Raw genomic sequence first — 13393 nt, forward strand, 5'->3', positions numbered from 1 at the left:
CTTTCCTCCATCTCTTAATCATATCAAATTTTAAGAGTTTTCGCTATGCTTTTCGAAGGCCTGAGGCTTCTCTTCCTCAGTCGTGGTCGGGTGGTCTGTGGCTGAATCTGGAGCCTGCTTCTCCTTTTCCTTCTTGTCGGTTTTTTTCTTTTCCCGAGGAGGTAGAGCAAAGGTGAAATGGTAGCTTTCCCCATCTTGTAAGTGACTCGTTACGTTGGCAAAGCCCGATTTTTCTTCCAAATCGACTCGACCAGTTGAGAAGGTTATGGTTTTTTCTTCCCGATCCCAAGTATCAATCGCCAATTGAGCTTGCGCATAAGCCTGGATCCGGTGCTGACTAGCAAGGAGGATCCGTCTCTCTGCCACTTGTCTGTTCAGGTAAAACTGAAGCAAGAGACTAAAAACCGCCGACATAAAAAGGGCATAAAGAAGGATCCCGGCCTCAATCTGCTTCTTTTTTATCCTTTTCCACCACACGGTAGACCACCTCCCTTTCTAACCCTTCTTCAAAGTGCAGTTGAATAGACACCAGATCTCCTCTTTTTTCAATCCAGGCGGATTCAACTCCATCTATCATCGGTTGATAGCCACGGCCAGTCGCATCTGTCTTTCGGATATCTCCCCCCTTAGCCAGTCCAATGGCTATGGGTTTTTGATCCTGAACAAGATAGAGTTTGTTGTCTCTGACCTCTTCAAATTGACTACGAGACAATTCAATGTCCAGCTGGTCCTGAAAGAGCAACCATTCCTCTTGCTTGATGTGACTTTGGTACTGGAGTTCTTGACGCAAGAGGCTTGTCAATCCTTGAAACACCAATAAACCACCGCTAATGACGAGCAGGGCAACCAAGGCCTCCAGTAAAGTAAAGGCTGGCAGTTTAGTTCTTTTCAACAGCAATCACAACCTTTCCTTCATGATAGACCTTTAAGGACTTGGCAGACCTCTCCACCTGGACACTGACCTGATTGATGCTCAATTGATCCTGCCTGGTCTGGATCGCCATTTTTGCGACTCGCAAGACTTCTCCTTGTCTCAACTCTTCTAAGCGCTGCTGTCGCGAGTCCCCTAGCTCTCCCAGCACAAGGGTCGTGAGGGCACCAAACATCGCTAGGGCAATCAGTCCTTCTAACAAGAGACTAGCGGGGAGTCGTCGTTTTTTTAATTTTTCCATTCCCAATCGCCAACTGATAGGTCACCACCTCTTTCTCTGTCTGAAATTGAATCTTGGTCAGGCTTGAATTGCCTCCTGCTGGATCAAAGGTCAGTTGCTTCTCTCTGACCACTTCCACCCCTTTTGGAAGCGGTAATCCTTGATAGGGACTATGAACCCCACCGTGGTCGATGGAAAGGAGAGCTCTCTCCTCTTTTGCAATACTCATCTTTTGTGTCTCCTGATAGACCCGTTCAAATTCCGAGAAAAACAATGTTTCTTCTACCTGCCCAAAGGCTTGATGGACTGACCCAGCTAGCAACCAACATAGAAGACTGACGATACCTAGAGTTAGTAAGCTCTCCAGAAGGGTGAAAGCTTTAATCTGCAACCGCACGGTGATCACCTGCATTCTTCACATAGTGAGCACGGTAGGCTTCTGCTTGTTTTTGAGTGATTTGTCCTTCTGCGACTAGCTTAGAAAGACTAGCTTTTTCATTCTGATGATTGAGTTCATAGAGCTCAGCCTGGCTCTCCACGACTTTGACGACTGCTCGATTTCCTGTATCTGTTACCGAATCTTTCTGCTTGGTCAAGTTCGGAACAAAGAGCAAGAGAAGAACGCTGATAATGAGCAAAACAACTAACATTTCAATCAGAGTAAAAGCTTTCACCTTGAGTGTACGCAATGATTTCATAAAGGAACCTCCAAATTTTCATAAATTGGCAGCAACATGGCTGCATAGAGCAAAACAATCATAAGAGCAACAAAGACAAAGACCAGTGGTTGAACGACATTCATGGCCTTGTTCAAACGATGGAAAAAGCCTGCCCAGGTCTTGTCTGCATAGATTTCCAGCTCACTACCGAGCTTAGATTTGGCTTCCCCATATTCAATCATGAGGGCCAGCTCTCGTTTAAAGAAAGGATAGGTCTGAATATGGTCAGAAAAAGACCTGCCACGAGCCAATGCCCGTTCTAAATCCTGTCCAATCTCTCGAAAGAGACGGGAACGTTGCCCCTGCATCACAGGAAAAATTTGATTCAGCTCCAACCCTTGGGCAATCATACTTCCCCATTCTCGAGCATAAAAAGCGGTCAGATAATCCTGTAAGAAGGGGCGAAGAAAAGGAAATCTAGCCAAACATGAAACCAGGGCCAGCCGTTTGGCACGACGGCCTAGGAAAAGGAGCATCAAAACTCCAATCGTCAGCAACACACTCCCTAACAAAACATACTGGGGAAAGACACTGATCAGTCGTGTCGCCCCATTTTGATTCTCCAACTGAGGCAAGAGATAATTTTTCAGCCCCAGCATAATCAAGATCAAAAATCCCAACAAGAGCACGGGATAGGTCGCCACCTCAACTAGTTTCTTTCGAACCTGGGTCAGATTTTCCAAGTAGCTACGGATTTTTTCCAAACTTAAGGTAACATTTCCATGCTGCTCCGCCAGTGCCAATTGAGTCGTTACCTGATCGGAGAAACCTAGATCAGAGAGAATGGCTGACAGGGGCTTCCCGTTGGCAAGTCCGACCTGCATCCTCTCGACAAAATCTGCCTCTACCAATTGACTGCGCCGAAGAAAGTCGATGACCTCTGATAGATGAAAGCCACTGCTGTAGAGATTGTGAAAGAGTTCAATGACATGTTCTTGCTTAGCAATCGATAATTTTTTCGGCTTGCGCCTGATCCAGCTCAATATGTCCCGCTTCATAAAGGGCATCCATTTGCTGGTTCCACAGTTGACTGGAGTGGTTTTGGTAATCTTGGATGGCAAAGTCAGTGACACCTCCTCCCTTTATCAAACGCTGGTAACATATCCCTTGAAGGACAATCCGTAACTCCTCCTCACTCACCCCCAACTCCAATAGGCGTTCGTAGACCCCAGGAATGCTCTTGGCATGGATGGTGGAAAAAACCGTCACACCTGTCAGACTAGCCCGAATAACTGCACGAGCTGTCTCCGTGTCTCGAATTTCTCCGATGAGGAGGAGATCAGGGCGATGACGCAGAGACAGTTTAATCAAGCTATCATAGGTCATGCCAATCGCTTCATTGAGCTGCAGTTGCAGCATCTCTTCTTGCTTAATTTCTACCGGATCTTCAATCGACATGACTTGTTGCCCCGAAAATTTTTTCTTGGCCAGGGCATGCATCAGTGTCGTCTTCCCCGATCCGACTGGACCCGCAAATAAGTAGAGCCCCCGCTTACTCACCTTCTCTTCTAGCTCTTGAAGTTGGTCGAACCAGAAACGGAGCTCCCGGTCCTCATTGTGGAGTAGGCGAATGACCAAACTCTCGTATCCCCTATAGTCCCCCACAGTAGACAAGCGTAAGGACAGTACCTTATCCCCTAGAGAATAGTCACAGGAGCCCAATTGACTCCGGCGTCTTTCCCCCACATTCATCCCTGCCATAAACTTAAAATGGCTGATGACCGCTACCATTTGTTCTTGCGAATAGGTCTCGACAAAGCGTCGCTCATCCCCAACCCTTAGAAAGAGCTGATAGTCTGACGCTCGAGGAACAAAATAAATATCCTGAGCTTCGGCATTCGATGCCATTCGAATTATGGATTGTGCAATTTCTTGAACCATATTTCCTCCTTTCACTATATAATTCGCAATTAATTGGCCAACTAGCGCTGGATTTAGAAAAAAGAGCAAAAAAAGAAACTCAACTGCATATTGAATTTCTCTTCCTATAGATTATTGCTCTCGTAGTCTAGCTTACAAGAGCGATGAGCCGTGTGGGCATTCTCTTTTTCGTAGCCTGGACGGCGCTTGCTTCTCGGTATCTTCTGATCGTTTTCTAACAAGGCGACTGAATGATATTGTTGCACGTATTCCGCACACTCTTCACACCAGCGCTGATCCTCAGGATCCCAAAAAATCGTCATTAAATCACTTCTACTTTTAAATAATGGAGATTGCTCTCTTAAAAGTAACCATTGGCGTTTGTAGTATTTTAGGGCTTCATAATAGTCATCAAAACTCTGACTAGTGACAATGTCCTTCTCCCAATCTTCTAAAAACCACCAGGGTTCGTAATCCCCATACATTTCAATTACTTGATACATATTTCTCTCCGTCCTTTGTATCCAATATTATATATAAAATCCTTTGATAACAAAAGAATTCTGCTTATGAAAGAGAGATGCGGTAAATTTTCCGAACATTTTCACTGTTTTCTTTCAAAATCTCCCCTTATGGAGGAGAGACAGGCTATTTTTTGACAAGAAAAAACTGAGAACCTAAAGTTCTTAGTTTTGAATGTCAACAAACTATTGTTTTACATAAAACGGCTAGATGAATTTCAAAAAAGTGACTTTTATTTTTTTAGCCATTTAAGAAGATTAAAAACTTCCCACAGTGAGAAAAGTGCTAGAAACACTAGTGTTTCTAGCACTCGGGAGTTTTGAGACCTTAGACTCAAAACTAAGTCATGGAACTTCGTAGAAGTTCGCTGACGTCCGTACTCACCTAAGGGAAGTTTTTCAGAAGACTTTATCTTCAATCTGAACTGAGAAGCCTAAGTTCTCAGCTTTTCAAATGATGATCCATTAGAACAATTGAAGGGCAATCATGGTCGTCATGGTTGCATCGTAATAATTTTCTGTTGATAGATCTTGCATAAAGATAAACTTGTTCTGCTGCACCAATTTGAGATAGCCATCTCCATTTTCAGCCGCATAAGATACCGGAGCAATGAAGCTAGCTGCTTGGTACTGATGAAGGGCATTGCCTTTCAGATCATAGCCGGCATAGATATTCCGTTGCTTCATAAAGAAGTCCAGCATCTTCTTAGCCAATTTTTGACTGGTCTTGTCCTGGCTTTGAGCCAAGTTGTATGGCAGACGACAAGCATTGTAAGAATAAGCACCATCGTACTTGGATTCGATGGTATCTGGATCCGCTACACGCGCCCCTTGTTCATCTACCCACATAAAGTCTGGCAGAAGGCCTGTTTTAGTTTGCGAACTGATGGCGTCAAGCTGGGCCAACATCTTCTCTTTAATACTTAACCATTGTTCATTTCCAGTCAACTCATAAAAGGATTGGAAAAAGGACGGAAGAGTATCAGAGGTTCTCATCAAGTGATAGAATTCAGAATCTTGACTGGCCCAATTCCCAACTGTCAAGACACCCGTTGTCTCATTGTAGTTGTACTTGAGAAGGTCGTCCAAGATAGCCTTGGCTTGCTGTTGATAGCCTTTACCTTTTTCAGGCCACTGTTTTGCGGCCTCCATCAAGGCATAGGCTATATATAGATCACCATCCGTCGCATTTTGATGCTCAGATGAAAGCTCCCCTTTTTTGATGATTTGTTTCCAAGCCATCAATTGGGTATCGTCTAAGCGATTGTTTTGATAATACCGATACAGACGGTCAAAATCCTCTTGATTGGCTAGGTCTTTCTTGGCAGCCTCTACTGTGATCAGCATGCCATAACCTTGCGCTTCTGATAAGACAACCGTTTCTTGGTCACTGTTAGTCGTACGAACATAGGACTGTTTTCCATCCGTCACGAGGTAGTGTTCCGTCCATTGACGATAAAGGCGGTTCCGCATCTCCACCTTGCTTCTTGTCCGAGCCAAGAAGAGGGTCAAACAAAAGACTGCCAGGATGACCACAAACCATAAATATTTCATTTTTTTTGTTCTCATAAGTCCTCCTAACCAGCAAACCGTTTCGTTTTCACCCACTTGGTTCCTTCACGGTGAAGCAATTTATCCATGATGATGGATGAAATCGAATCAATCGAAACAATGATGAAGAGTTGGGAATAGCTAAAGTAGGCTGCTAGGGCCAACCAAATCTGTTTCACCGTCGCCTGACCAAACTGAGAAGCCATGGCAATGTTGATTTGCAACAAATACAATCCAATCATCAGCACCCAGTTAAAGAGCATCAATTGGGCAATGTAGATATTTTCGGAGTCAAAAGCAAAGGGAATCTGTACGCCCGGAGCAAAGAGATGGATAAACATAGCAAGGACATTGGCAAAGAAAATCAAGTCTGACAAGACAATCGCTGCATTAAACCAGAAGAAAATACATGAATAGTTGAAGACCTCTAGTTTTACCCGCCAGTTCCCTTTTCCGAATAAGTGTTTAAAGTTGGAAAGTACAACCTCGTAGTTCCCTTTTGCCCAACGTTTCCGTTGCATGTAGTAGGTTTTTAGAGTCTCTGGCTCTTGTTGGAAGGCTTCCGAGTTGTAAGCCAAAGCGATCAGTTTTCCGCTTTGCATGATCTTGAAGGAAATATCCGTATCTTCCGTCAAGGCACCATTCTTCCAACCACCGATACTTTTGACAAATTCTGTTTGGATAATAAAGTTGGTACCTGGAATCCGTCCGATTTTGAAGAGATTCCACATCCCGACGTGATGAACCCGTTGGGTCACGACGATTTCTTGGTTGATACAACGCGTCAAGAAGTTCTGGTTGGCATTTCTCGTCTTATTGCGTCCAAATGAAGCCACATGGCGTTCTGGATCTTTAAGAACTTCCTTAACCAAGAAATAAAGAGCATTTTTCTCAGGCATGGCATCCGCATCATAGACACAGATATAATCTCCTGTCGCCATCTTCAAGGCATCATTCAATACTCCAGCTTTCCCACCTGTACCGGTACGGTCAATAATGGTCACGTCCCGGCCAGCGTATTCCGGAAGGGCCTTGACAGCCAAACACTCCTCATAGGTACGATCCGAGCAGTTATCTGCAAAGAGAAGCAACTCCACACGATCATGAGGGTAATTCATATCCAAAATCGCCTTAGCAGTTTGAGCAATGACCACATCTTCATTGTGGGCAGGTACCACAATGGTTACTTTAGGATAATAGAGAAGCGGGCTCGTATCCACTCGAAAATCACTGTGTTTCAACCAGAATTGAACCGCTGAAATCAAGATTACCAAGCCCCAGGCTAGAGATAACCAGATAGAAATCAAGGTAAAAATCATTAAAATTTGACTAATCATGGTCCACCGCCTTAAAGTTTTTGTTTACCCGATGGTAGATGACCAAGTAGGCAATGAATAATGCACAGAAGCACACCGCAAAGAATAGACTAATCCCGAGGGCTAGCCCAAAAAATAGATTTGTAAGAGTCATCGGTTCCCCCTAATATTCCACAATAATATCCGTTTCAAGTTGACGTTTCAAGTTACTAATAGCTTCCTGGTAGCTATGGAATTTCGTCCGATTGGTCGAATCCACTACCAAGTATCCTTTTTGGAATTGAATAGCTTGATTACCGTCTTCTCCCTTAAAGACCAGAGATTCCAATTGATTTTTTAAATACAACTGATAATATTCTTGCAAATTTCGTTGCTGACTATTCGTAAGTACTAGGAAATTGCCATCTGAAACATAATAAAGTCTCTCATCTTGTATCAAATGGTGGCCAATCAGATAATGAATTTGGTTCAGCGTCCGATTGTACTCACGAGGATGAATTTGATAGAAGAGTTCCTCATGAGACCAATGGATCAAGAGGGCTTGTAATTTCTGTTCCTGTTGAACACCTGAGTGTTCCAGCAAGCCACGGTAGGCAACTTCAGCATCCTCTTCTTGGTTTTGAACCTTGGCAACTTCTTTAAATAAGTAGTAGCGAATTTTTGATAGAATCCCAATCAAAATAGGGAAAGAGAAAAGTAATAACAGTGCCTGGTTTGCAGGGATATACACGACTCCTGCTACCAGAAAGACAATTCCTAAACCGAATGAAATTAAAATCGTCCAGGTCAGAAGCAAATTGGATAAGACAAGAGAGGCAAACAAGGCTAACACGAGAAAGAGAGCTTCCTCAATAATAATTTCCCGTGCAAAGAATAGACAGTATATCAGGACGGCCAATACAAAGCCGACTAAAATAAGCATCCAGTTTCCTAAATGATTCCTTTTTTTCATTCCTAAATCTCTCCCTCCATAAATTCAGATACCGAGTCAACGAGGCCATAATAGTGCTGAATAGCTTGAACAATCCGCTCAGATGCCTTCCCGTCTCCATATGGATTTCGAGCCGAAGCCATTTTTTGATACAGATCTGGGTCCGTCAACAAAGCCGTCATTTCTTCCTTGACACGCTCAGGATCGGTTCCGACCAATTTTAAGGTTCCAGCTTTGACACCTTCTGGACGTTCGGTCGTATCCCGAAGGACTAAGACAGGCTTGCCTAAAGAAGGGGCCTCCTCCTGAACTCCTCCCGAATCAGACATAATAAAGTAACTTCTCGAAGCGAGGTTATGAAAGTCAAAGACGTCCAAAGGCGCAATCAAATGAATGCGGTCGTGTTCTCCTAAGATGTCCTTAGCCGCCTCTTGAACAGCTGGACTAAGGTGGACTGGATAAACGACTTCCAATTCCGGATGGGCATCCACCATTTCTCTCAAGGCACCAAACACAGCTCGCATCGGTTGGCCTTGGTTTTCCCGACGGTGCATGGTCACTAAGACCAACTTCTTCTGCGGATCCAACTGATCAAGAACCTGGTGGTGATAATCCTCTTGTACTGTTAATCGCAGGGCATCAATCGCCGTATTCCCTGTAATGAAAATAGACGACTCTGGATGATGTTCCATAAGAAGATTGGCCTTGCTTTCACTGGTTGGGGCAAAATAAAGATCCGCCAAGTTATCCGTCATTTGACGGTTCATCTCCTCAGGGAAAGGCGAATACTTATCGAAGGTTCTGAGCCCCGCCTCTACGTGACCGATACGGACTTGGTTATAGAAGGCAACAAGACTAGCCGCAAAAGTCGTCGTTGTGTCCCCATGTACCAAAATCATATCCGGTTGCACTTCTTTCACGACTGGGTCATATTTTTCAAGGATTCTAGCCGTGATATCTAGAAGAGATTGGTTTTTCCCCATAATATCTAGATCGTAATCCGGTTGAATGCGGAAGGTCTCTAGCACTTGATCCAGCATTTGACGATGCTGTGCAGTTACCACTGTGATCGTTTCAATGGTCTCACTTTGCTTTTGGAGCTCTAGAACCAGGGGAGCCATTTTAATAGCTTCTGGGCGCGTTCCAAAAACAACCATCACTTTAATCTTTTTCATCATCTCACCTTTTTACCTTGTGATTTTATTAACAAAATCAACAACATATTTACCATCCATTCTACCTTCAATTGCTTCATAAGTCAAACTATCTCAATGCTTTCGTAATACATTTAATCGAATTTTAATAATCTGTAATTTATGTGTAATATTAATTAGTTTAAAACCCGTAAAAACCTTGAGATAGCTGGATTTTATACCATATTTATTTTAACAATCAAATCTTTCTAAACTTCCTTTTTCAGTCTTAATATATGCATTTTTTTGAATATATATTTATTATTGCGCATATCTTTGACATGGTATTATAGGAGAAAACAGTATCTTTCTATTCATTTTTAGGCATAAAAAAGAAGCCTTACTGAAGATCAGTAAAGCTTCTTTTGGGATTAATTTTCTTCCACTACAGGTGATTCAACAATTCCTGTTGCTTCTTCTGTGACTGGAACTTCTTCGATAATTTCGACTTCATTGACTGCTTGTGGTTCCAAGTTACGGTAACGAGCCATACCTGTACCGGCAGGAATAATCTTACCGATGATAACATTTTCCTTAAGTCCAAGGAGATGGTCTTTCTTACCACGAATCGCTGCGTCAGTGAGGACACGAGTTGTTTCTTGGAAGGAAGCCGCTGACAAGAAACTATTGGTTTCAAGAGAGGCTTTGGTGATTCCCATAAGGACAGGACGAGCCGTCGCAGGAACCCCACCAGAAATAACCACATCACGGTTGGCATCTGTAAAGTCTGTGATATCCATGAGAGTACCCATGAGAAGGTCTGTATCTCCTGGATCCATGACACGAACCTTACGGATCATTTGACGCACCATTACCTCGATGTGTTTGTCGCCGATTTCTACCCCTTGGCTACGGTATACTTTTTGTACTTCCGCAAGGAGGTAAGTTTCAACTGATAAGACATCACGAACGGCAAGGAGACGTTTTGGTTGGATAGACCCTTCTGTAAGAGCCGCACCACGAGAGACTTGATCTCCCACTTCGACTTTCATGCGGGCTGTGTAAGGGACAACGTATTCTCCCTCTCCAGTCGCACCACGTACAAAGACTTTCTTGGTCCGTGTCGAAGCATCTTCTTCAATGGCTGTGACTTCCCCTTTGACCTCAGTGATAACCGCTTCCCCTTTCGGATTGCGGGCTTCAAAGATTTCTTGGACACGAGGAAGACCTTGCGTGATATCGGTATTTGAGGCAACCCCACCCGTGTGGAAGGTACGCATGGTCAACTGTGTACCAGGTTCCCCGATCGATTGGGCAGCGATGGTTCCGACTGCTTCACCAACTTCAACCGCATCACCAGTCGCCAAGTTGATACCATAACAGTGACGGCAGACACCATGACGAGTGTTACATGTAAAGACAGAGCGGATGGTCACTGCTTCAACACCCGCATTGACGATGTCGCGAGCGATATCTTCTGTAATCAAGGTATCTGGACCAACGATGACTTCTCCTGTTTCAGGATGTTTAACAGTTTTCTTGGTATAACGACCTGTCAAACGTTCTTCCAATGGTTCAATCATTTCTTTACCATCTGTAATAGAGGTAATCAGAAGTCCACGGTCAGTTCCACAGTCATCTTCACGAATGATTACGTCTTGGGCAACGTCAACCAAACGACGAGTCAAGTAACCTGAGTCGGCTGTCTTAAGGGCCGTATCGGTCATCCCTTTACGAGCACCGTGAGTAGAGAAGAACATTTCCAGTACTGACAAACCTTCGCGGAAGTTTGAAAGGATCGGCAATTCCATGATCCGTCCGTTTGGAGCGGCCATCAAACCACGCATACCGGCAAGCTGTGAGAAGTTTGAGATGTTACCACGGGCTCCAGAATCCATCATCATAACGATTGGGTTCTTCGGATCTTGGTTATCAATCAGACGTTTTTCCAATTTCTCACGGGCTGCACGCCATTCAGCTGTAACCGCATTGTAGCGTTCATCATCTGTAATCATCCCTTTACGGAACTGTTTGGTGATTTGTTCTACACGTTTGTGAGATTCTTCAATGATTTCAGCCTTGTCTTCAACAACTGGAATATCGGCAATCCCCACTGTCAAACCAGCAAGGGTTGAGTGGTGGTAACCTAAGTCTTTCAAACGGTCCAAGAAAGCAGATGTTTCTGTTGTACGGAAGCGTTTGAAGATTTCCGCGATAATATTTCCAAGGTTTTTCTTCTTGAATGGAACATTTAATTCCAATTTCTCAATCGCTGCTTTGACATCTTGACCAGGCTCTAAGAAGTACTTAGCTGGAACGCCTTCTGTCAAGTTAGCATTATTTGGCTCTTGAAGATATGGAAGTTCTGCAGGCATGATATCGTTAAAGAGGATCTTACCAACAGTTGTCAAGAGAATCTTGTGTTGTTGCGCTTCTGTCCATGGTTTGTTCAAGCTATCCGTCGCAATTCCGACACGGGTATGCAAGTGAACATATCCATTGCGAAGAGCCATGACCGCTTCATCACGGTCTTTGAAGACCATGCCTTCGCCTTCACGACCAGCTTCTTCCATAGTGAGGTAGTAGTTCCCCAAAACCATATCCTGAGATGGGGTAACGACTGGCTTCCCGTCTTTCGGATTCAAGATGTGCTCAGCAGCCAGCATCAAGATACGAGCTTCTGCTTGGGCTTCTTCTGAAAGCGGTACGTGGATGGCCATTTGGTCCCCGTCAAAGTCGGCATTGTAGGCTTCACAGACAAGTGGGTGCAAGCGAAGAGCTTTCCCGTCAATCAAGACAGGTTCAAAGGCTTGGATCCCCAAACGGTGAAGGGTCGGTGCGCGGTTCAAGAGAACTGGGTGTTCTTTGATCACTTCTTCCAAGATATCCCAGATCCGCTCATCTCCACGTTCGACCAAGCGTTTAGCGGCTTTTACGTTTTGCACGATGTCACGCGCAACGATTTCACGCATGACAAATGGTTTAAAGAGCTCGATGGCCATTTCACGTGGCACACCACATTGGTACATCTTAAGAGTTGGACCAACGGCGATAACGGAACGTCCTGAGAAGTCAACACGTTTACCGAGCAAGTTTTGACGGAAGCGTCCTTGTTTCCCTTTGAGCATATGGCTCAAAGATTTCAGTGGACGGCTACCTGGTCCTGTGATCGGACGACCACGACGACCGTTGTCGATCAAAGCATCAACGGCTTCTTGGAGCATCCGTTTTTCGTTTTGCACGATGATACCAGGGGCATTCAACTCAAGCAAACGTGCCAAACGGTTGTTCCGGTTAATCACACGACGGTAAAGGTCATTCAAGTCAGAGGCAGCAAAACGGCCACCATCCAATTGGACCATCGGACGAAGATCTGGTGGAATAACGGGAAGGATGTTGAGAACCATCCATTCTGGCTTGTTGCCAGATTTGTAGAAGGCATCTAAGACATCCAAACGGCGAACTGCCTTCACACGTTTTTGACCAGTTGCAGTCTTCAATTCTTCTTTCAAGACAGCAATTTCAGCTTCCAAATCCACTTGTTTCAAGAGGTCTTGGATCGCTTCTGCCCCCATCTTAGCTACAAAAGAACCTGGTCCGTATTCGCGCAAGCGTTCACGGTATTCACGCTCTGTCATGATGGACTTATGCTCAAGCGGTGTATCTTTTGGATCGATCACCACGTAAGCTGCGAAGTAGATGACTTCTTCAAGGGCACGAGGACTCATGTCCAAGGTCAACCCCATACGAGAAGGGATGCCTTTAAAGTACCAGATGTGTGACACAGGTGCTTTCAATTCGATATGTCCCATGCGTTCACGACGAACCTTGGCACGTGTTACTTCCACACCACAGCGGTCACAAACGATCCCTTTGTAACGGATCCGTTTGTATTTTCCACACGCACATTCCCAGTCTTTTGTCGGTCCAAAGATGACTTCATCAAAGAGACCTTCACGTTCTGGTTTCAATGTACGGTAGTTGATTGTTTCAGGTTTCTTGACCTCTCCATAAGACCATGAACGGACCTTGCTTGGAGAAGCTAGGGTGATTTGCATACTTTTAAAACGATTTACATCAACCACTATTTCTTACCTTTCTTTATGTTCATTATCGATTGTATGTTCTTCTGCTTTTTGGCGAAGGAGAGAAGGAACTTCCTTCACTCCTTCAAGCCTAAAGCTTGGGATAGAGAACCTTCTCAGGTTTTC

At 44.4% G+C, this 13393-nt stretch carries 14 protein-coding genes; all 14 read right to left on the reverse strand.

Annotation, left to right across the window (positions count from 1 at the left end; translation table 11 throughout):
* Positions 1-30 precede the first annotated feature (30 nt).
* Positions 31-477 (reverse strand): competence type IV pilus minor pilin ComGG, encoded by a 447-nt coding sequence (comGG, locus tag I2C87_RS07300; protein WP_154859087.1) that lies wholly within the window; start codon positions 475-477, stop codon positions 31-33.
* Positions 443-895: a competence type IV pilus minor pilin ComGF gene (gene comGF, locus I2C87_RS07305; RefSeq protein WP_195214353.1), complete on the reverse strand. Its 453-nt coding sequence runs from the start codon at positions 893-895 to the stop codon at positions 443-445. The genes comGG and comGF overlap by 35 nt, the downstream gene beginning before the upstream one ends.
* Positions 879-1172 carry a competence type IV pilus minor pilin ComGE gene (gene comGE, locus I2C87_RS07310; RefSeq protein WP_154859089.1) on the reverse strand — a complete coding sequence of 98 codons (294 nt, stop codon included), beginning with the start codon at positions 1170-1172 and terminating at the stop codon, positions 879-881. The genes comGF and comGE overlap by 17 nt, the downstream gene beginning before the upstream one ends.
* Positions 1138-1563: a competence type IV pilus minor pilin ComGD gene (comGD, locus tag I2C87_RS07315; RefSeq protein ID WP_267472001.1), complete on the reverse strand. Its 426-nt coding sequence runs from the start codon at positions 1561-1563 to the stop codon at positions 1138-1140. The genes comGE and comGD overlap by 35 nt, the downstream gene beginning before the upstream one ends.
* Complete coding sequence (comGC, locus tag I2C87_RS07320) at positions 1532-1849, reverse strand: competence type IV pilus major pilin ComGC (RefSeq protein WP_023022076.1); 318 nt, start codon at positions 1847-1849, stop codon at positions 1532-1534. Before comGC ends, comGD begins: the two co-directional genes overlap by 32 nt.
* Entirely contained in the window at positions 1846-2868 is a 1023-nt protein-coding gene (gene comGB, locus I2C87_RS07325; protein WP_048717459.1) for a competence type IV pilus assembly protein ComGB, read from the reverse strand. The genes comGC and comGB overlap by 4 nt, the downstream gene beginning before the upstream one ends.
* Entirely contained in the window at positions 2810-3751 is a 942-nt protein-coding gene (gene comGA / locus I2C87_RS07330) for a competence type IV pilus ATPase ComGA (RefSeq protein ID WP_195324340.1), read from the reverse strand. The genes comGB and comGA overlap by 59 nt, the downstream gene beginning before the upstream one ends.
* A 104-nt stretch (positions 3752-3855) precedes the next feature.
* The gene (locus I2C87_RS07335) at positions 3856-4233 is read right to left on the reverse strand and encodes a DUF1033 family protein (protein WP_006595139.1); all 378 of its coding nucleotides are present in this window, start codon (positions 4231-4233) and stop codon (positions 3856-3858) included.
* Positions 4234-4716: 483 nt separating this feature from the next.
* The gene (locus I2C87_RS07340; RefSeq protein ID WP_195324341.1) at positions 4717-5820 is read right to left on the reverse strand and encodes a glycosyl hydrolase family 8; all 1104 of its coding nucleotides are present in this window, start codon (positions 5818-5820) and stop codon (positions 4717-4719) included.
* A gap of 8 nt (positions 5821-5828) precedes the next feature.
* Positions 5829-7139 carry a glycosyltransferase family 2 protein gene (locus I2C87_RS07345; protein WP_023027557.1) on the reverse strand — a complete coding sequence of 437 codons (1311 nt, stop codon included), beginning with the start codon at positions 7137-7139 and terminating at the stop codon, positions 5829-5831.
* Entirely contained in the window at positions 7132-7272 is a 141-nt protein-coding gene (locus tag I2C87_RS07350; protein ID WP_006595142.1) for a hypothetical protein, read from the reverse strand. Before I2C87_RS07350 ends, I2C87_RS07345 begins: the two co-directional genes overlap by 8 nt.
* A 9-nt stretch (positions 7273-7281) precedes the next feature.
* On the reverse strand, positions 7282-8070 hold the full coding sequence (locus tag I2C87_RS07355; protein ID WP_048717462.1) for a hypothetical protein: 789 nt from the start codon (positions 8068-8070) through the stop codon (positions 7282-7284).
* A 2-nt stretch (positions 8071-8072) separates the two neighbouring features.
* The gene (wecB, locus tag I2C87_RS07360; RefSeq protein ID WP_195324343.1) at positions 8073-9224 is read right to left on the reverse strand and encodes a non-hydrolyzing UDP-N-acetylglucosamine 2-epimerase; all 1152 of its coding nucleotides are present in this window, start codon (positions 9222-9224) and stop codon (positions 8073-8075) included.
* A 389-nt stretch (positions 9225-9613) separates the two neighbouring features.
* Positions 9614-13267 (reverse strand): DNA-directed RNA polymerase subunit beta', encoded by a 3654-nt coding sequence (gene rpoC / locus I2C87_RS07365; protein ID WP_048717465.1) that lies wholly within the window; start codon positions 13265-13267, stop codon positions 9614-9616.
* Positions 13268-13393 lie beyond the last annotated feature (126 nt).

This window comes from Streptococcus sp. 1001283B150225_161107_H12, from assembly GCF_015552665.1.
Taxonomy (GTDB): Bacteria; Bacillota; Bacilli; order Lactobacillales; family Streptococcaceae; genus Streptococcus.